Raw genomic sequence first — 20997 nt, forward strand, 5'->3', positions numbered from 1 at the left:
CTGGCGCTATCATATTTCGATTAGATGACATTTTTGTGAAAACCTATGCAGACTCTTCATATTCTTGTACATACTATGAATAGGTTAGCGGAAATAATGGAGCCGGTATGGGACTGGTCAGTTTGCTGCAAAAACAAGTAGAGAGCCGCGCACAAGTCATTTGTGAACAGCGTAATAAAAGCTTGCCTGCCGAGTTAGGTAAAGCGAGTTATGAAGTGACGGATAACGGAGTCGTGTTCATTAAACAGCACTTTTTGCTGGATTCAGCCCATTGTGACTACATGTTGCCTGTGGCTAAAGTGCAATGGAACGATGAACACAATACATGGCTGCTATTTATGGCTGACGAATTGAAAGAAGAGAATTGGTTGCCCTACCCTTATCTAGCACAAAGCCATGATCTTACAGCCATTATGCGTGAAGTGGACAAAGATCCTAAATCAGTATTCTGGGAAGATTAATCTAATGTAACCCTATAAATCACGATCAAAAAAGGGCGCTTTGAGCGCCCTTTTGTTTTATCAAGAATCGAATTATTCCGCTGGTGTTTCTGCCGCTTCAGGCGCCTTTACATCTTCAAAGACTTGAGTTGGCTTCGCGACAATACTGCGTGTTTCTTGGTTGACATCATTCAATACCAACTCAACCACATCACCCAAACGGTAGATAACTTCCTTATCGATAGATACAGTACCCGCTTCACCATTGCATTCTAGACGTTCTTTGTTTGCCAGAATCAAGGAGCCTGGAACAAACGCCGCAGCACCATTTTCAATCAAGCGAACACGAATGCCTGCGCGAGACACGTCAAAGATTTCGCCATTAAATACCGTCTCTTTTGCGGGTTCTTCAGCTAATGTGCGGGCATACAACCAATCACCAACATTGCGCTCTGCAATCTTATGGTGTTTACGATGCAGTGCGAGTTCTTCGCCAACACTTTCATCCGCTGTTTGTACCGGCGCTTTACCTAGGATGTGCGCTTTCAGCATACGGTGGTTAATCATGTCACCGTACTTACGAATTGGAGAGGTCCATGTTGCGTATAGCTCTAAGCCCATTGCATAGTGAGGCAAAGGTTGGTTACCAATTTCGCTGTAAGCTTGGTATTTACGGATACGGTTATCGAGGTAGCTAGTCTCTTGTTTTGCTAACCAGCGACGAAGTTCCGCAAACCCTTCCAGAGTCACCACACTTTCAGCAGTAAACGGCAACTCACCTTCAGGATTAACCAACTCAATCACGTCAGCGATCTTTTCTGGTTTGAAACCTGCGTGGGTATTGAATACACCTGAATCAAAGCTCGCCTTCAGCGCTTTACCTGCACAGATGTTTGCCGTAATCATAGATTCTTCAACCAAGCGATTCGCTGAGCGGCGCATATCTGCATGAATGGCTACCACGTCGTTATCTTCACTTAGCTCAAATCGGTAATCAGGGCGATCTGGGAACACTACTGCGTGTGTTTCACGCCATTCAGCGCGAGCTTTAGAAAACTCATACAAGTCACGAACAATTTCAGCAATCTCTTCCGTTGGCTGCCACGCTTCAGATTGACCTGTTTCAAGCCAGTCAGACACATGATCATAAGCGAGACGCGCATGAGATTTAATGTTCGCAGCGAAGAACTTAACGTCATCGCCAATAACACCATCTTTGCTGATTGTTACTGTACAGCAAAGAGCCGGACGTTCTTCGTTTTCAATCAGAGAACACAGCTCATCAGCCAAATCACGCGGTAGCATCGGGATGTTGCGACCCGGAAGATAAATGGTAAAGCCGCGCTCTCGGGCGACCTTGTCCATATCGCTGTCCGGCGTGATATAAGCCGTTGGATCGGCAATCGCAATTGTCAGCTCAAAATCGCCAGATTCAGTCTTCTTCGCGTACAGTGCATCGTCCATATCTTTGGTTGATTCACCATCGATAGTAACAAACGGTACATGCGTCATGTCGACACGTTCTAATTCCGCGTCATCTTTGATTTCCCAGTTTTCGATACCTGCAGGTTCACTGTTTGGTAAATCATTTTGCGCTAACGTTACCCACCAAGGTGCGATTTTGTCGTCCGCATCAGTGATCTTCTCTGAGATTTCGACAAAAAAGCCGTTATCGCCTTTCAGTGGGTGGCGAATTAAATGCGCAACAACCCAGTCACCTTCTTTAAAGTCGTCACTTTTCAGGCCTTTTTTGACCCTAGCTTTCAAAGAGAGTTTTTTAAGCTGTGGGTGATCAGGCGTTACATTCAGTTTGCCTTTAAATAGCTTAACGCGGCCGATAAAACGAGTAACGCCTTGTTCCAACAGCTCTTCTGGCTCCGCCACTTCGCGCTCTTTTTCAGTACGGATGATGGCTTTTACTTTGTCGCCATGCATACATTTTTTCATGTATGGAGGTGGAATAAAGAAGCTGGTCTTGCTGTCGACTTCTAAGAAACCAAAGCCTTTTTCTGTCGCTTTGATCGTGCCTTCCTTCTTCGGAAGTGTTTCCTGGATTTGCTGCTTAAGTTGAGCCAGTAGAGGATTATCTTGGAACATTTTAACTTCTAACTAATTCGTTCTTTATTCCGAATGCCAAACGCATGCGGCGCTATGTTGTTCCCAAGTCAATAAGCTATCGGCACAAGGTAGTGGCGGGCCCATTTTTGGGAGTCAATCTATTGCGCCACATGGTACTAGGTAATGTACTGAATGTATATTGTAGAAGCTTTTTATCATCGATTGTTCATACTAAAACCGCAATCACAACGCTTTGAAATATCGCCATAGAAAACGCCGTTAATTAAACTTATGGTGAGTGAGCATCTCCACCACATTTCGCGCCGCCCGCGCAGCATTGTGTACCCCGCCCCAATCCTCTTCATCGGTGTGGTAGGCTTCACCGGCAAAGAACACTTTATCCTTCACAGGTTTAAACAATTTTGACGGACCGCGATACGATGCGCTGTCGGCAAGGTACGCACCCATCACAAAAGGTTCCTCATTCCAATTTTGAACTGTGTGCTTCACATAACCATTGCGAACTTGCTCACCATAAACAGGGGTCAATTCGGAAAGGATTTGATTGATCAGATCAACGTCATTGAGACTTTGATAGCGACGTGCATGCTCTCCAACGGCAAACAAGCCCATCACGTGCTTAGAGCTCTTGTGGCCATAAGCAGCATCGTAATAAAGATACTGGCCTTCATCAGTCTCGCTATCGAGAAAGGTCAAAAACGTCGGATAGAAGTGGTTCTTAAATTCAATAAACACCTTAATTCCTCCCCAGAACGCAGCTTGATTGATCGCATCTCGCTTGTAATCTGGAAGTGGGGGGAGAAAGCGAAGGCGTTCATTGCGAAGGATTGGGAGTGGAACAGTGACGACAACAACATCAAAGTTGTAATGCTTCTGTAGGCTATCGGTCAGCACTACGCCCGCGTCAGCATAGTTTACTTGAGTAATCTCAGTGTCGAAGAGTAGATTAGATTTAATTTCTGGTAATAGATACTGCTCAAAGAAGCCAAGCCAACTGCTGTTGGTAAATCTTGCATCCTGATAGTCTCCGATTTCGCCCTCATAGAGGTTTCCATCTTCAAAATAAGCAACTTTGGCCGTTTTTGGATATGGGCTAAGCCGAACATTAGCTGGCTTTTGAGCGATACGGTCGAGTTCACTTGGCGCGACATGCAGCCATTCTGCGCCCAATGATAAGGGAAAGTCAGCGAATGTGTTTTCTTCTTTGATTCGTCCGCCAATTCTTGATGAAGCTTCGAATAAGGTATATTCAACACCAAGCTCCTTGAGCAGATAACCAGTACACATTCCAGCAGCACCAGCCCCAATGATACCTACCCTTTTGTTTTTTAGTTGTAACTTGAGCGCTGCATTTAACGGGAATGCAGCGCTAATGCCGAGCAAACCGCAAAGTTTAGTAAAGCTTCTCCTATCCATTGATTTACCTATCCGTTTCGAAAGTTAATAACGACTATTTTGCGCGCTAATAGATTCATATATTCACTATTTTTGGTCATTGAATACTCGCTTTAATCAATAGTGAGAAAAATATGTGATGTATTTCAATTTTTTCTGGCTTTTTTTGTGCATTTAGGGAATAATTCCGCCCCCTTAGATATGTCCCTAGCGGCTTGATGCGATTTACGACTTATCCGCATCTGAACGGATTCAGCAAAGAACTGGATTGGTAATGGAATTGGTAGAGCTCGTGGGACCTTTTGTTGACATTAATTTAGTAGGATCCCAATGACAGATTCTGTAATTCAGTTTAGCGACTTAGCGCTTAACGACTCTATCCTTTCTGCACTTGACGGAATGGGTTTCGTTTCACCAACTCCAATTCAGGCAGCGGCTATCCCACACCTGATGGAAGGTACTGACGCACTAGGTAAAGCTCAAACTGGTACCGGTAAAACGGCAGCTTTCTCTCTACCACTTCTGAACAAGCTTGAGCTTTCTCAGCGTAAACCACAAGCCATCGTTCTAGCGCCGACTCGTGAGCTAGCGATTCAGGTTGCTGCTGAAATAAAGAACCTTGGTCAAAACATTTCTGGCCTTAAAGTGCTTGAAATCTACGGTGGTGCATCAATCGTTGACCAAATGCGTGCACTTAAGAACGGTGCTCACATTGTTGTTGGTACACCAGGTCGTGTTCAAGACCTTATCAACCGTGAACGTCTGCACCTAGACGAAGTACACACATTCGTTCTTGATGAAGCGGATGAGATGCTAAACATGGGCTTCGTCGACGACGTAACTGAGATCATGGAGCACGCTCCTGAATCAGCACAACGTGTACTTTTCTCTGCAACTATGCCTCCAATGCTTAAAAACATTGTTGAGCGCTTCCTACGTGATCCTATCACTATCGACGTTGCAGGTAAAAACCACACTGTAGACAAAGTAGAGCAGCAGTTCTGGGTTGTTAAAGGTGTAGAGAAAGACGAAGCAATGTCTCGTCTTCTAGAAACAGAAGAGACTGATGCATCAATCGTATTCGTACGTACTCGTCAAGATACTGAGCGTCTTGCTGATTGGCTATGTGCTCGCGGCTTCAAAGCGTCTGCACTACACGGTGACATTCCTCAGTCTCTACGTGAGCGTACTGTTGATCACATCAAACAAGGTGTTATCGACATCCTAGTAGCAACTGACGTTGTAGCACGTGGCCTTGACGTTCCTCGTATCACACACGTATTTAACTACGACATCCCATTCGATGTTGAGTCTTACATCCACCGTATCGGCCGTACAGGTCGTGCTGGACGTAAAGGTAAAGCGATCCTTCTAGTTCGCACTAACCAAATTCGTATGCTTCGCACTATCGAGCGCGTGACTAAGTCTTCAATGGAAGAGATTCAACTTCCACTACGTGACAAGGTTGCAGAAGCTCGTCTAGTTAAACTTGGTGCTGAGCTAGAGCAAGAGAAAGAACACAAATCTCTTGAGAAATTCGGTGAGCTTGTAGAGAAGCTACAAGACGCACTAGAGATTGACGCAGCAACGCTTGCAGCAATCCTACTGAAGCGCCAGCAAGGCAAACGCCCTCTATTCTACATTGGCGAAGACCCAATGATTGAAGCGATTGAGCGTGACAAGCAACGTCGTAAAGAGCGTCGCGAAGGTGGCCGTGATGGTCGTGGTCGTGACCGTAACTTCAACAACCAAGACTGGGATACTTACCAGCTTCAGGTTGGTCGTGAGCAAGGCGTTCAGGTTAAAGATATCGTTGGTGCATTGGCAAACGAGCTTGGCCTAGTTAAAGGTTCAATCGGTGCGATTAAACTAGCACAAGGCGAGACTTACGTTCAGCTACCAAAAGCAATGTCTTCTGAAACTGCTAGCAAACTACGCAAACTACGCATCCGCCAGAAACAAGTAGATGCCGTAGTATGTGACTTCAACGATTTCCGTGAACCACGTCGTGGCGGCGGTCGTGATGGTGGTCGTGGTGGTCGCGATGGTGGTGGTCGTCGTGACGGTGGTTACCGTGGTAACCGTGACGGCAATCGCGAAGGCGGCTACCGTGGTAACCGTGAAGGCGGTCGTGGTGGACGCGAAGGTGGCCGTCGTGATGGCGAACGTCGCTTTGATCGTAACCGTGGTGGCGATCACCGTGGTAACTACCGTGGCGAACGTGGTCATGGCCGTGACCGTCGCAGCGAAGCTTAATTAGCTAGCATTCTAGAAGCCCCACCAGCGCAAGCTCGTGGGGCTTTTTGTTATCCTGTGTTAATCAATAGGTAGCCAATGAGAAGGAGGCTTTAATCCCCAGCGCTGCATCTCTGTTGTCGAATAAATAGCTCGACCCTGCTCACCAATAGTGATCGGAATTTGATCGGCTCTTTCACCAGCTAATATCCGATTGATCAGAGTGCCCGCCTGTTTACCTTGGCTTTCTCCGAATAAGACAACTCCACCGCTTGTTTTCCCAGCGCCGACTGAAAAATCCCAGAAAGAAAATAATGGAATCGTTGAATGCTCATTAGTCCACTGCAACACCAGATCAGAAGGCACACTCTCACCCCCTTCATCAATCAAGGTATGGTATAAACCAATGATAATGAAGGCCACACCGTCAGCTTCAGCACCCATAATTGCCGCTTCCCATTCACTCCGAGTCGACAATAATAAAATTTCCGTTTCTATACCGAGATTATCTTTGATCATCTCGTACTGCCGTTGAATGTGCTTAGCCGCAATTTTAGAAGTCACCCCTGAGTCAAACATCACACGGACTTTAAAATATCGCTCTGGATGGATGAAACTAAGATCACCAAGACTTTTAATATAAAGCGGGAGCTCTAACACGCCAGTAATCTTAGCTTCGCCTCGATATTGGTACAGAAGGTAACGGGGGTTGGAGTTAACCCCTAAAAACACAATAGAAATAGGCTCTTTATATAGTCTAGGTAACATGTAATTCAACGCGTTATCGTCACCTAAGACCACAACGTCAGGCTGCAAACTGTAATAGTACGACAGAGCTTCATCAGCTTTTGATTCAAATTGATCTTTAGGGAGACGTTTGGTGTCCATTTGAAATCGAAATAGCTGCGCAGTGCTGGTCAATACTTCCTCAATCCCTTTCACGTAGCTCGCATCCCAAGGATACTCGGCATGATAGCTCTCTATAAGTAGCACTTTCTCCGCTTGGGCAAAACTGCAATGCAGTAGCAACAAAAACGTCAGCACTCTCATAGAACCCCCTTAAAATCACATTTCATACTTTAGTTTAGGATTGAAAACTATCTTTGGTATGAATAGGTCGTTATAAAAGTTAATCAGTGCAGGCTATACTCAAGTAAAAACACGACTTTAGAGTCCTATGAGCCGCAGCAAAAAAGTAGAAGAAAGCATAAATAACCCTTTGTATAGCCGAATTGGTCGCCGCATCATCCTACTCATGGTGACATTGAGTAGTGTAGTAACACTGCTTACCACTTTGTTGCAGCTATCTTGGGACTATGAAAAAGAGTTTAGTGATGTCGACCAAAGACACATTGAGATACGCGACGTACATGCCAGCTTGTTGGCTTCTTCCCTTTGGTCTTTCGATTTAGTCGTCCTTCAGGAAAGACTTGATGGATTAGTCAACCTTCCTAAAATTGACTACCTTGAAGTCCATTCTGGAAATTACACCTTCAACTCAGGAAAAGAAGTTAAAGGCAATGTCGTCAAAGCTACTTATTTACTCACCTATCGCGATCCTGAAGATGGTCATACTGAAGATATTGGTTCAATTTATGTCGAATCAAACGCACAGGAAATCTATGACTATCTGATTCAACAGTTTATTTCCACACTTCTTCTCAATGCTTTTAAAACGCTACTCGTTTGTTCAGTGATGCTGTTTATTTTTCACGCTAGTGTTAATCGTCGTGTCTTCCAGATTGCGCAGTACTTGAGAGCATTTAATCCGCGTCATCCGAGTCCCCCATTGGTTTTGGAGCATACTCGTTGGATCACAGAAAAAAATGACGAGCTGGACTGGCTGGGAGAAGGCGCTAATAAGATCAGTAACAACATTACTCTGCTCTACAACAGTATTAAAAGCGAGCAAGAACGTTTGGCGGACTTCACGCATGTGTCGTCGGATTGGTTGTGGGAAACCAATGATCTTGGTCAGCTTATTTATTGCTCTGAACCAATGAAAGAAACGCTTGGCCTAACTGCGGTTAATGGCCTCAGCTTTTCTGACATAGAAGATTTGCATGACTCGACAGGCCTGCATCAGGCAATTGCTAGGCGGAATGATTTCACGCAAGTCGAAGAAAGTGTCACCATCAACAGCATCACCCTACATCTTTTGTTCCAAGCTAAAGCGCGTTATGAAAATAGCCAGTTTTTGGGCTTTAGAGGCACGGCCATCAATATTACTGAACTGAAGCTGACACAAATTGAGCTTGAAGAACTGAACCAAAATCTGGAACGCATGGTCGCTTCAAGAACACTCGACCTCAAGCAAAGTATGGAACAACTGCAAGAAACTCAGGACAAGTTGGTTGAGTCAGAAAAACTCGCTGCCTTAGGCGGTTTAGTGGCAGGTGTCGCTCATGAAGTTAACACGCCATTAGGTATCGCCGTAACCGCAACTTCAGTGATAAGAGATGTAACCAGCGAACTCAACGCAGCCTTCGCAGCTCAGACTCTAACCAGTACGCAATTTGAGACACTGATGAAACGCATGTCTGACAGCAGCCAAATGCTCGAACATAACCTCAGCCGCGCAGCAAAACTGGTGAAGGATTTCAAACAAACCGCCGTCGATCAGGTATCCGAAGCTCGTTCTCAATTCAACGTTATGCAAGTATTGGAGGCACTGTTAGCCAGCTTGCATCCTGAAACTCGTAAGATCCCCGTTGAACCAAGATTAACGGGTGACCGGACTATTTTGATGAACAGCTTACCAGGTGTGCTAACTCAAATTATCTCTAACCTCGTTATGAACAGTATCAACCACGCCTTTGATAACCAACCTCAAGCGGAGATCACTATCTCATTCTACCAAGTAGATGAATCAATAATCGTTGAGTACCGAGATAACGGCAGTGGCGTGGACGCCTCATTGCATCAGAAGATTTTTGAACCTTTCTACACTAGTAAACGCGGGTTGGGTGGCTCTGGATTGGGGCTTAACTTGGTGTTTAACCTAGTGAAACAAAAGCTCCAAGGAGAGCTGGAATTCAACTCTCAACTGGGTGAAGGGGTATATTTTAAACTCACACTGCCAGAAAATTTACCTATGGAAGATGAACACTAACGTTAGAAAATTAATCTGGTAGGGAATTGCGAATTTCAATAAACTCATCCCAATGTAAGATGAGCAGCTCAACCAATTCAGGTTCGAAATGCTTACCTTTTTGGGCAACCAGCTCTAACATAATGTCTTCATCACTCCAAGGCTCTTTGTAGCTGCGTTTTGCCCCTAGTGCATCAAACACATCAGCTAAAGCGGTAATACGACCCGTTACGGGTATATCCAGACCAGATAAACCATTCGGATAGCCTGTCCCGTCCCACTTTTCATGGTGATAACCGGCAATTTCCTTAGCAACAGTAATCAAGCGACGCTTAGATTTGCTGAGAATATCCACGCCATAATCAACATGTCTCTTCATGATCTCCCACTCTTCCGCATTGAGCTTACCGGGTTTGTGAAGGATCGAATCAGGTACCGCGACCTTACCTACATCATGTAATGGAGAAGCGTGCTTGATGACAGATGCTTCTGATTCACTTAGACCATACAGTAGAGCCAGTTTTTCACAGAATAAAGAGACTCGTTGAACATGAGCACCTGTTTCTTTACTCCGCGCTTCCACTGCATTAGCAAGGGTGTAAACCAACTCTTTAGACGTTTCGCGAATATCCAACATCAGGCTGAGATTTTCAAAGGTTAAACCTATGTTCTGCATGTAAATCTCAAGCAACTGCATGTCCAATTCTGTAAGCTCACGCTTAACATTCACATATAAAATACAGTCTACGCCTTGTTCATCATGCGTATACAACACGTAGGCATCACCAAACTTCTCTGACTTTTGCGCTTCAAATACACGCTTACAACGCTCAGACACCTTTACGGGTAGCTTTTCAAAAGCACACTCACTATAGAAATCAACAAAATCACCAGTCGCAGCAAGCGTTAAGGCTCGCGACTCTTCGCCATTTGGTCGAGGTTGAACAATGCAGTATAAAGCGGACTGATCCAGCTTAAGCAGCGAGGTCAATTGCTCTAGCACGGAGGTAGCATAGGTCTGAAGAGTGGTGGTGTTTTGAACATACGCCGAAGCTTCAATCACTTTACTAAGTCCCTTCTTTTGTTGCTCAATCAGGCAAAGGTCGCGATAGGAACGAAGCATAGAATAAAGTAGGGTTTTGAGTTTTTGCGTAGTTAATTCAGTTTTTTCTTTGTAGTCATCGATTTCATATTCACGAATAACGGTATCTTCTGGAGCCTGACCCGCCTGCCCTGTTCGCAGAACGAGACGGACTAAGCTGTTACCAAGCTCTTCACGGACGTACTTAACCAGCTCCAAACCCGCGTGCTCTGTTTCCATAACCACATCAACAAGCGCGAGAGCGATGTCATCTGAATTCTGAAAAATACCTTTAGCTTCCGTTGCGGAAAAAGCGGATATCAGTTCCAGATGTCTACCTTCAAACTCAAAATCAGAAAGGGCCAGTTTAGTGACTTGATGCATTTGCTCATCGTCATCAATCAACAGTACTTTCCATGGGGAAGCCAACCGCTCTGCTGAGTCTCGTTCACTGGTAGCAGGTTGCTGTGACTGTCGATGGTCTGCAAACAATTCCATTTCTTGTCTAACCCCTAATACTATTTCTCTAACTTAAGGTTTAGCACAAACTTATAAAAAAAGTGTAAATGGCACTCAATATGCAGTTCTAGTCCACAAAAATTAATTTAAAAATTCGCACTAAAAAAGCTGTGGAAACTTAAAGGCTTGCGATAGTTCTAGGAGAGCGCACGAACCGTTTTACGTTCGATTAAAGTCGGCTCGAGTTGGACAACTTGCGGTTCCGTCTCTCCACCATCCAGTTTTTTCAACAACGCTTCCACTGCTGCCTTACCTAAACGGTATTTTGGCTGATGGATTGTTGTCAGTGCCGGAGTCATGAATTTGGAGATTTGAATATCGTCATAGCCGATGATCGATAAATCTTGAGGTACGCGAATACCTTTTTCGTTGGCGGCGTTAATCACGCCCATTGACATCATATCGTTACAAACAAAGATGGAACTTGGCAGAGGTCCTTTCGCGTGCATCTTATTAAAAGCGTCGTAGCCGCCTTCACATTCAAAGTCAGATTCGATAATCCAATTTGGGTTGAATTCTAAATCCGCTTCTATTAATGCGCGTTTGTAACCTTCATAACGCATCTGAGCCTGATGCTTCACTAACGGACCAGTAATACAGCCGATGTCCTTATGGCCTGATTCAATCAGATGCTTAGCTGCAATATAGCCACCACGCAGTGAGTTGTCCTGAATCTTGTCGCTGGTGAACAACATCGGACCCCAGTCCATCACAACCACCGGAATATCAGGGTATTTCTCGAACACGTCAATGCGTTCGCCCTCCAAGGAAGAACACATGAGGATCAAACCGTCGACGCGTTTTTGCAACAAGGTGTTAATTGACTCACGCATGCGCTCATTATCACCTTCGGTGTTGCAAAGAATGAGGTTATAACCTTGTTGATAGCAACTGCGTTCAACCCCCTTAACCACTTCGCCAAAGAATGGGTTTGTAGAGGTTGTTACTAACATGCCAATGGTTTTGGTACGATTAATTTTAAGGCTACGGGCGAGCGCGGAAGGCGTATAGTTGAGTTCCTGAGCGGCTTTGTTTACCCGCTCAGAAATTTCTTCACTTACATAACGAGATTTATTAATGACATGGCTGACAGTTGAAGTGGAAACACCGGCGAGCCGGGCAATATCTTTCATTGTAGCCATGTAATTATCTCCTTATATTTGACTAATTATGTTGCTCCAGAAAAGCGTCAACTTCATCTCGACTAGGGATTGAAGTCTGTGCGCCAAAGCGTGTTACGGAAATGGCTGCGGCAGCGTGAGCAAACTTTATCGCAGATTCTAGAGGCAAATCTTCTAATAAACCAGTGACCAAGGCCCCATTAAAGGTATCGCCTGCAGCTGTTGTGTCTGTTGCTTCGACTCTGAAGCCTGGGATTAGTTCACCACGTCCATTCTGACTTAGCCATACCCCTTTAGCCCCAAGCGTAATCAATACGATTTCAATACCTTTACGGTGAAGCGTATTTGCTGCTTCTTGGGCTGACTCGTTGTCTGTAACCGTCACGCCAGTAAGTACTTCTGCTTCGGTCTCATTTGGGGTAATCACATCAATACAAGAAAGTAGCTCATCCGATAACTCACGCGCTGGCGCTGGATTAAGGATAACGTTGGTTCTAGACGCTTTCGCGACTTGCGCGGCTTTTTCAATACCACACATTGGCGTTTCCAACTGCATAAGCAGATAGTTGGCCTGACGAATTCGCTCTAAATCAAACTCAATCGCGTCTTCAGTCAACTTAGCATTCGCCTCCGCGGAGATACAAATACTGTTCTCACCGCTTTCAGCTACCTGAATCATGGCAATTCCGGTTGGACAATTTGGCTGCATTTTGACGCCAGCAATGTTGATGTTGTCCATTTTGAAGTTTTCACGAATATTGATACCAAACGCATCATCACCAACGCAGGCGATGAATCCTGTGTCTGCGTTTAATCGGGCCGCCGCTACGGCTTGGTTTGCCCCTTTACCACCTGGGATAACTTGATAGTTGCGACCATGCAACGTCTCGCCTGGACGAGGAAAAGAAGGCACTTGGAGAACATGGTCAGCGTTAACACTACCTAATACCACTAACTTATTCATACGGTTATCCTCGGTTCAATTGAACCTTACTAATTTGGAACGGGAGTAATAAGTTTGCGCTCTCGCAAAAGCGCAAGCTTATTTGCCCTCCTCCTCGAAACGACAGATTAAAATGAGGAGAAGGGCAAAATTCACATTACTTAGTGATTACTTTCAGAGGTACTGGGATGTACTCTTCAACAGACTCACCTTTCAGTACTTTGTCAGCAGTTTCGATACCTAATGAACCGATAAGATCTGGCTGCTGAGCCACTGTCGCAGCCAGTTTGCCGCGGTTAACTGCAGCGATACCATCATCAGTACCATCGAAACCAACGATCATCACGTCTTTACCAGAGGCCTGTACAGCACGCAGTGCGCCTAGCGCCATTTCATCATTTTGGGCAAATACCGCCTGTACGTTTGGATTTGCAGCTAGCAGGTTTTCCATTACGTTTAGGCCTTTAGTGCGGTCGAAATCAGCTGGCTGGCTGGCCAGTAGTTCCATCTCACTACCCTTCACTGCGTTCATGAAACCTTCGCCACGTTCACGTGCAGCCGACGTGCCCGCAATACCTTCTAGCTGAATAACTTTCGCTTTTTCACCCACTTTTTCCATGATGAAATGACCCGCCATTTCACCGCCGACTACGTTATCTGAAGCGATATGGCTTACAACATCACCACGGCTCGCACCACGGTCTAGAGTCAGTACAGGAATGTCAGAGCGGTTTGCCATGCGAATAGCATTTGAAACAGCATCAGAATCTGTAGGGTTGATCAGAATTGCCTTTACGCCACGAACCGTGAGGTCTTCGACGTTAGACAGTTCTTTACTTGGGTCATTTTGTGAGTCCAGAACAATCAGGTCGTAGCCCAGCTCTTTCGCTTTTGCTTCTGCGCCATCTTTCATCGTAACGAAGAAAGGATTGTTCAGCGTAGACAGTACGATAGCCACCGTATCTTGCGCCTGTGCTGAAATAGAGACGGTGGATGAAAGAAGTGCAGCAGAGATAAGAGTTGCGAGTTTTTTCATTGTGTTTAGTCCTTGTGTAGGGTGGCTCGGAGTACTTACCTCCAAGCCTTTTTATGAATTACTTGTTCTTGTTGTCGACCAGTACAGCCAGCAAAATAACTACGGCTTTAGCAATCATCTGGTAGTAAGATGAAACGTCGAGCAAGTTCAGAGCGTTGTTTAGGAAGCCGATGATGAGTGCACCGATTAATGTGCCCATGATTCGACCTTTACCGCCCATTAAGCTAGTACCACCGAGTACAACGGCTGCTATGGCATCCAGTTCATAGCCCATACCAGCGGTTGGCTGAGCAGAAGAAAGACGAGATGTGATAATGATGCCTGCCAGTGCCGACAGCAGGCCACATATAGCGTAGACACCAATCTTAACGCGATCGACGTTGATGCCAGATAGGCGTGTCGCAGATTCGTTACCACCTAATGCATACACATAGCGACCAAAGCGCGTGTGGTTAAGTAGGTACCAAGCCGCAGCGAAAACGATGACCATCAACCAAACTGGAACCGGAATTCCCAAAGCGTAACCTGTACCGAACCACGCGAAAGCATCAGCGGTATCGGTAAAGCCAGTCGAAATTGGGCGACCATCGGTGTAAACCATAGTGACACCACGCAACAAGGTCATGGTTACCAGTGTTGCGATAAATGCTTGTACCTTGCCTTTGGCGATAATGATACCGCTGATCGCACCCAGTGCTGCACCGGCAAACAAGGCCGTTGGAACCGCCACCAATACAGGCACTTCCAAAGCGATTAAACTGGCAGCAAAAGCACCACATAATGCCAGAACCGAGCCGACACTCAGATCAATACCTGCGGTCAAGATAACCAAGGTCATACCTACCGCAATAATTGCGTTTACTGAGGTCTGACGCAGAATGTTAAGAATGTTATCGACCGTAAAAAAGTTGGGGTTAAGGAACGATACAACAACAATCAGGAAGATAAGTGCGATGAGCGACTTTTGTTCAATCAGCCACTCTTTGCTGAACAGCTTCTTGCTGCCCGCTTCGTTTGGTTTGCTCATGGTATTAGTACTCATGCTGCTTCCTCATTTATTTCTTTGCCTACTGCACACGCCAACAACTTCTCCTGATCGGCGTCTTTGGCATCAAACTCACCACTAATGCGGCCTTCATGCATCACAATGATACGGTCGCTCATTCCCAACACTTCCGGCATTTCTGAAGAGACCAGAATGATACTCATGCCATCGGCTTTGAATTTGTTGATGAGCTGGTAAATTTCTTTCTTTGCACCGACATCGACACCACGTGTGGGCTCGTCAAGGATCAGTACTTTAGGTTTAGTCATCAGACCTTTAGCTATCGCCACCTTCTGCTGGTTACCACCAGATAGGTTGCCAATGATCTGATCGCGAGTTGGGGTCTTGATGTTGAAGAGTTTGATAAAGTCTTCGACGGCAACCACTTCATCGCTATGCTGAATTCGACCACCTTTGGTCAATTTATCCAGAGAGCAAAGCGACATGTTCTCTTTTACTGACAAGCCCAAGACTAAGCCGTCACCCTTGCGGTCTTCAGAGATGTAAGCAATGCCGTTTGCAAGACCATCTTGTGGGCTCACAGGGTTGATGGTTTTGTTATTCAGATTGATTACGCCACGCTCACTAGGCAGAGCGCCATAGATGACTTTCATCAATTCAGTTCGACCGGCGCCCATCAAACCCGAGACACCGAGTATCTCACCGCGCTGGAGTTTAAAGCTGACGTCGTGAACGCCAGAGCCTGTCAACCCAATCACTTCAAGGCAAATGTCGCCATGTTGAACGTCAATGCGTGGGTATTGCTCTTCCAGCTTACGGCCAACCATCATCTCAATCAGTCCATCTTCGTCGGTAGACGCTACAGCGCACTCTCCAATGAACTTTCCGTCACGAAGCACCGTAATGTCATCGCAGATTTCAAAAATCTCTTTCAGACGGTGAGAGATATAAACAATGCCGCAGCCCTGCTCACGTAATTCTCGAATCACGGCAAACAAAGACTCGGTTTCGGTATCTGTCAGTGCATCGGTCGGCTCATCCATAATGATAACTTTCGACTCAAACGACAGTGCTTTAGCAATCTCAACCATCTGCTGTTCACCGAGGCTGAGCTCGCCTAACAGTTGCTTAGCACTATGCTTTACGTTCAGTCTTGCTAACAATTTGTCCGCTTCAGCGTACATTTTGTCCCACTGAATTCGACCCATCGCGCCTGTAAACTCTCGGCCAAGGAAGATATTTTCTGCAATCGTGAGTTCAGGGATCAGGTTTAGCTCTTGGTGAATAATGCTGATTCCCGCTTCCTGCGAATCACGCGGGCCTTTGAACGCTGCTGGTTGGCCTTGGTAATGAATGCTACCCGAATCTTTGCTGTAGATTCCCGTCAACACTTTCATCAACGTTGATTTGCCCGCACCGTTTTCACCCATCAAAGCCATCACTTTACCGGGATAAACGTTCAGGCTCGCTTTATCCAAGGCTTTAACGCCGGGGAAAGCTTTCTCAATCTCACTCAGTTGTAGAATAGCTTGAGTCATAATTGGTCCTCAGTCTCAAACGGCTTAAAACACAACACCAGCTTGAAAAATTACATTGGCGTAAGGCGTACACTCACCCGTTCTCACTACGGCACGGCTTTGCTGAGTGCGCGTTTTGAATTCTTCATGTGGTACATAAACCACCGAAATAGATTTTCCTGTCTGCGCTTCTTCAGCACGCAGCTCAGCAATCAAAGTCTCATGATGTGCAGGACTGACGGAGGCAAACTCTTCAGCGATGATCACCCCTTCTATTTGCGACTCTGAAAGAATCACTCGCACTGTTTCCAAAAAGCTTGGCACGCCGTGAGTCAACGCAAGATCTACACGTTGCACCTGCTCGGGAATTGGTAAGCCTGCATCACATATCGTGATTTCATCAGTATGGCCTAGTGTCGCCACGAGGTAAGAAAGTTCAGAGTTTATCAGGGTACTTTTTTTCATTTCATCGACCTATCGATTACACGTTCAAACTGCGTTGAGTTTCTATTTCGCACTGCATCCGCTATTAACAGAAAACTCATCGAAACGTTTCGATGAAATCATAATCGTTGACTTCAGTTTTGCGAGTCACTCATCTTTAGAGTGTGAAACGGATCCTTAATTGATGATTTTAACAGCCCCAAACAGTGACATCATTCACCAAATTTGATGCATTTTTTAACGCAGCAGGTGATTGATTCAGCCGTAAATAACACACTTGAGACGTAAATTTGGGTATAGTGGCGCAAACAAAAAACTGAGAGAAACGATGAAAAGAATAGTTTTCGTTCTTGCCGCAGCGTTAGCACTGAGCGCATGCCAAGAAGAAATCGGCACACAGGAATGGTGTGACAACATGCAGGATAAACCGAAGAGCGAATGGAATGCTCAGGGAGCGCTCGACTTTGCCAAACACTGTGTATTTCAGAATACGGTCGGTAGCGAAGCTTGGTGCCAGGACTTAGCTGATAAACCGAAAGGCGAATGGACAGCAAACGAAGCCACCAGCTACGCCAAACATTGCATTCTTTAGTCACTCAACGAAAAAGCCACTAACAAGAGGAATTCAACCTGCCTGTTAGTGGCTAAATAAATGAACCTTTATTTCGTCGCGAGAAACTTTGCTACTCGCAAGACCCCAAAGGCTTCCACCAATGATCTGCGGTACCCGGCTCTATGTTATACAAGTTATCGGTTAGCGCTTCATACTTATCGCCTTTATGCGCAACCTGAACACCCGTCATGTAAATGCCTTCTCCCGTTGAAGGATCATAAGTTTGGTAAGCGGGAATGCCTTCACAGACACCTGGATCAGTCCCACCATCATCAGACGTCACATTCACCGTATGTTCCACTGAATCCGTTAAGCCTTCGTTGTCCGCGACGACCAAAGTGAAAACATTTTGTCCTAAATGCCCCTGTGTGAAATCCACATTTAGCGAAGAACTCGATTCACTGAGCACTACCCCATTCCAGCTCCACTGATAGTTAGAAATAGAACCATCATGATCCACAGACTGACTACCATCTAGAGTGATAGAAGAACCAACAATGGCACTTGCCGGGCCATTGATAATAGCGTCTGGCGCTTGGTTTCCTTCGCTTTGGCAATCACCATCAGCCACAATCCAGCTCGAATCACTTCCAGGAACTGTTGTGGTGTACCATTGAGCTTCATAGACCACACCTTCGTAGCGCATTAAATCACCCTTATCTGCGTGATTATATTCGCCACCTTCCCAGTCCTTTCTAGGCCAGTCTGGGTAGTCGTGAATAACACAAACCGACGCTTCATTCACTGTCACATTTCTGTTTTCAATGGTGGTTGCTCCGTTGAAGTCAGAAACAGAATAGACCAAGGCATAACGGCCAGGTTCAGTTGAGTTTACCTCACCATCGACTAGAATTCGGCTGGTTAAATCACCATCTGTCGAGTCATGTGCGGTGACGCCATACAATGCATCAAATTCATCGCCCACAGTAATTGATACATCACTGATACCATGAAGTACTGGTGCCTCGTTAATGACTTGGACATTGCGCACCTCAACCGCTTCATTACCATCGCTGTCTTCCACACGATAAGTCAAAGTGTTATCGCCAATATTGGCAGTGTCAACATTACCTTCGATCGTTATCTGAGAAGTGATGTTGCCATCTTCACTATCTAGCGCAGATACCCCAAGCATGGTATCGAAGAACTGGCCAAGAACAGATGTTGTGTCTTCCACTCCATGAATTTCAGGTTTGGACCCAATCGTCCCATCATCATCTTTTACCGTTACAAGGCGAGAATCAGTTGTGGTATTGTTACCGCTATCCGTCACACGGTAGATAATGGTATAAACCCCTTTTCGGGACTCATCCACCTCCCCTTCATGAGTGATTTTGCTGGTTAGATCGCCATCTTCTTCATCCGATGCGGTCACACCTGCCATTTCATCAAACTCAGTATTGACAAAGATTTCAGTATCTTGAGTACCAGAAAACACTGGCGGCATGTCAACATCGCCACCATGAATGAAAGGGCCATAAGTGTTTACAAACTGTTGGTCATAGGGTTTGTCCGCTGAATCTTTTCCCAGATCCCAGTTGACTGACCAAGTCATAATACCGCGTAAACCCAGTCCTTCAGCCTCTAGCTGAGCAAACGCATCAAATAGGTCTTGAGGATCTTTTACGAATCCATTGTTAGCTGCATCATTGTTAGCGGGAACTCCATATACAAGCTTATCGTGCGGAATCTTCACGTAACCGTCGATACCATTTGCAACATTGTATGAGCTCCAATAAATGAACTCTTTCTTACACTCGTCATTGTTTTGAGCTAGCCAGCCACTGCATGCTTCACCGCTATAATCACCATTCACACCATCGCCAGCTTGATTATAAAATTGTGGACTGATCCAGTCGTAATAGCCCTCTAAATTTTCTATGTAAGCTTTATAAGACTGATTTGCGGCGTGCCTTAAATTGGGGAACTCAGGTGCCATAGCAATGATGAAATTCTTGTCAGACTTTCTGTAATGCTCTTTGACGATTTTAAGCGCATCAACAATAACTTGCTCGTTGTCTTTCTCTCTGATCGCTGATTGTTCAAGATCGATATCCAACCCGTCAAAACCATAGAGATCAGTCAGTCGAATGATTTCTTCAGCTAAAGGCTGCTCATCGCCTGATTGCATTGCGATGTGCGCATTTGCGCCACCCATAGAGATTAACACTGAGCGGCCCTGAGCATTTAACTCACCAATTTGCTTGATAAAATCTTGTTCAGACATCCCCAGAGCAGGGTCTAAACGAAATGTTGGTATACGTCCTTCTGTTTCATCAAACACTTTCATGAAGGAAACCATCACGACATTATAATCTCGTGGTACCTCATTGAGTTGGATACATGCAGATGAGCCTTGTCTATACCCATCTCCGCCACCAACATTACACCAATTGTGCCAATAGCCTTCTAAGATCATCCCAGTGGGATTAACCATTTCCTGACCAGCTTGAGCACTTGCTAACGCTGACATAGGAGACAATGTCGCCCCTACTGCAATAGATAAAGCGAGTAGTTTTTTGTTTTGTCGCTTGTTCATAATAAACCTCGAGTGGTTGATACATACACACTGCTTATTCAGCCAACAGACCGTGTTCGCAAAAATTATGTTAGCCACAAAAACAACAAAGTTTCACACCTTCGAGCACTCTTTTTAGCTTATGGACACAAGCTTGCAGTATTGGAAAAATTCACAAAATTTTTGATTACACTTCACACCCAACCAAAAAGAGCTTAACCAATTGATTTTATGATATATATCAGGATTTTTCGTTATTATCCTTAGCGATTTTGACGGTTTTTACGGTCCGTAAAACGTGTTTTGACGGAGAGGTTTACGTCATGATTTGGTTAGATTCACCTTAAACAAAACACTTCTTCCTCACCTTCTGATACATTCCCCTTACTACTTATGACTATTAAAACAATCAAGCTTATCTATAAATGGGCTGGTCTACTGGCTAGAAGGTAAAAATGAAAGATACATCAAAGGAATACGCAGGCTTTTGGATCCGTTTTGCTGCGTCACTAATCGATACCGTACTACTGTTACTCCTAATAACACCCTTAATGCACTGGGTTTATGGTGAAGTCTATTGGAGCTCAGATGATTTTCTGCTTGGAGGTTGGGACTTAGTCCTAAACTGGATTTGTCCTCTGATAGCCACCGTTGCGTTCTGGGTCTACCGCTCAGCAACACCCGGAAAGATGGCTTTAAAACTAGAAGTATTAGATGCAGTTACAGGCCATCGGCTGACGCTTTCTAAATCAGTCATCCGTTACCTTGCATATTACATCAGCGCTATTCCTCTTTGCCTCGGCTTTATCTGGATAGCTTTTAATGGTAAGAAGCAAGGCTGGCACGATTTGATTGCTAATACAGTCGTAGTGCGTAAAGTCGTTCAACACGAGAAACAAGCAGAATTTCTTGGCTAACCAGTGAGTTGAAAAAGAAGGGGAAAACTTCCCCTTCCACTT

General features: G+C 45.3%; 16 protein-coding genes. 5 read left to right on the forward strand and 11 right to left on the reverse strand.

From position 1 onward, the window contains the following. The first annotated feature begins 107 nt into the window (after positions 1–107). A complete protein-coding gene (locus FIU99_RS19030; protein ID WP_021455390.1) occupies positions 108–461 on the forward strand; it encodes a DUF3024 domain-containing protein in 354 nt (117 codons plus the stop codon). Positions 462–533: 72 nt separating this feature from the next. On the opposite strand, the gene rnb is transcribed toward FIU99_RS19030, so the two are convergent. Together rnb and FIU99_RS19040 are read right to left on the reverse strand one after the other, a co-directional pair. After that, positions 534–2537: an exoribonuclease II gene (rnb, locus tag FIU99_RS19035; RefSeq protein ID WP_152472472.1), complete on the reverse strand. Its 2004-nt coding sequence runs from the start codon at positions 2535–2537 to the stop codon at positions 534–536. A gap of 240 nt (positions 2538–2777) precedes the next feature. After that, a complete protein-coding gene (locus tag FIU99_RS19040; protein ID WP_006960611.1) occupies positions 2778–3935 on the reverse strand; it encodes an NAD(P)/FAD-dependent oxidoreductase in 1158 nt (385 codons plus the stop codon). A gap of 309 nt (positions 3936–4244) precedes the next feature. On the opposite strand from FIU99_RS19040, the gene FIU99_RS19045 reads away from it, so the two are divergent. Continuing rightward, positions 4245–6170, forward strand: coding sequence for a DEAD/DEAH box helicase (locus tag FIU99_RS19045; RefSeq protein ID WP_006960610.1), 1926 nt, complete (start codon positions 4245–4247; stop codon positions 6168–6170). Between the two features lie 60 nt (positions 6171–6230). On the opposite strand, the gene FIU99_RS19050 is transcribed toward FIU99_RS19045, so the two are convergent. Next, the gene (locus tag FIU99_RS19050) at positions 6231–7199 is read right to left on the reverse strand and encodes an ABC transporter substrate-binding protein (RefSeq protein WP_095664252.1); all 969 of its coding nucleotides are present in this window, start codon (positions 7197–7199) and stop codon (positions 6231–6233) included. A 127-nt stretch (positions 7200–7326) separates the two neighbouring features. On the opposite strand from FIU99_RS19050, the gene FIU99_RS19055 reads away from it, so the two are divergent. After that, positions 7327–9261 carry an ATP-binding protein gene (locus tag FIU99_RS19055; RefSeq protein ID WP_095571479.1) on the forward strand — a complete coding sequence of 645 codons (1935 nt, stop codon included), beginning with the start codon at positions 7327–7329 and terminating at the stop codon, positions 9259–9261. A gap of 10 nt (positions 9262–9271) precedes the next feature. Here the strand turns inward: FIU99_RS19055 and FIU99_RS19060 are convergent, their stop codons facing one another. The 7 genes from FIU99_RS19060 to rbsD form a co-directional block, all read right to left on the reverse strand. Next, on the reverse strand, positions 9272–10819 hold the full coding sequence (locus FIU99_RS19060; RefSeq protein ID WP_152472473.1) for a DUF3369 domain-containing protein: 1548 nt from the start codon (positions 10817–10819) through the stop codon (positions 9272–9274). A 158-nt stretch (positions 10820–10977) separates the two neighbouring features. Further along, positions 10978–11982 (reverse strand): substrate-binding domain-containing protein, encoded by a 1005-nt coding sequence (locus tag FIU99_RS19065; protein ID WP_006960606.1) that lies wholly within the window; start codon positions 11980–11982, stop codon positions 10978–10980. 22 nt (positions 11983–12004) lie between these two features. Further along, positions 12005–12925 carry a ribokinase gene (gene rbsK / locus FIU99_RS19070; protein ID WP_006960605.1) on the reverse strand — a complete coding sequence of 307 codons (921 nt, stop codon included), beginning with the start codon at positions 12923–12925 and terminating at the stop codon, positions 12005–12007. Between the two features lie 136 nt (positions 12926–13061). Then, on the reverse strand, positions 13062–13940 hold the full coding sequence (gene rbsB, locus FIU99_RS19075; RefSeq protein WP_006960604.1) for a ribose ABC transporter substrate-binding protein RbsB: 879 nt from the start codon (positions 13938–13940) through the stop codon (positions 13062–13064). 58 nt (positions 13941–13998) lie between these two features. Continuing rightward, positions 13999–14982 carry a ribose ABC transporter permease gene (gene rbsC / locus FIU99_RS19080; protein ID WP_006960603.1) on the reverse strand — a complete coding sequence of 328 codons (984 nt, stop codon included), beginning with the start codon at positions 14980–14982 and terminating at the stop codon, positions 13999–14001. Continuing rightward, complete coding sequence (gene rbsA, locus FIU99_RS19085; protein ID WP_006960602.1) at positions 14979–16484, reverse strand: ribose ABC transporter ATP-binding protein RbsA; 1506 nt, start codon at positions 16482–16484, stop codon at positions 14979–14981. The genes rbsC and rbsA overlap by 4 nt, the downstream gene beginning before the upstream one ends. A 24-nt stretch (positions 16485–16508) precedes the next feature. Then, positions 16509–16928: a D-ribose pyranase gene (gene rbsD / locus FIU99_RS19090; protein WP_006960601.1), complete on the reverse strand. Its 420-nt coding sequence runs from the start codon at positions 16926–16928 to the stop codon at positions 16509–16511. A 307-nt stretch (positions 16929–17235) separates the two neighbouring features. Here rbsD and FIU99_RS19095 point away from each other — a divergent pair, with 307 nt between their 5' ends. Beyond that, positions 17236–17499, forward strand: a complete 264-nt coding sequence (locus FIU99_RS19095) for a DUF3012 domain-containing protein (RefSeq protein ID WP_006960600.1) — start codon at positions 17236–17238, stop codon at positions 17497–17499. 91 nt (positions 17500–17590) lie between these two features. Here FIU99_RS19095 and FIU99_RS19100 read toward each other — a convergent pair whose 3' ends face one another. Next, positions 17591–20059 (reverse strand): immunoglobulin-like domain-containing protein, encoded by a 2469-nt coding sequence (locus tag FIU99_RS19100; RefSeq protein ID WP_006960599.1) that lies wholly within the window; start codon positions 20057–20059, stop codon positions 17591–17593. Positions 20060–20493: 434 nt separating this feature from the next. On the opposite strand from FIU99_RS19100, the gene FIU99_RS19105 reads away from it, so the two are divergent. Next, the gene (locus FIU99_RS19105; protein WP_039951948.1) at positions 20494–20955 is read left to right on the forward strand and encodes an RDD family protein; all 462 of its coding nucleotides are present in this window, start codon (positions 20494–20496) and stop codon (positions 20953–20955) included. The last annotated feature ends 42 nt before the right edge of the window (positions 20956–20997 follow it).

Source organism: Vibrio sp. THAF64, assembly GCF_009363455.1.
GTDB classification, from domain to species: domain Bacteria; phylum Pseudomonadota; class Gammaproteobacteria; order Enterobacterales; family Vibrionaceae; genus Vibrio; species Vibrio coralliilyticus.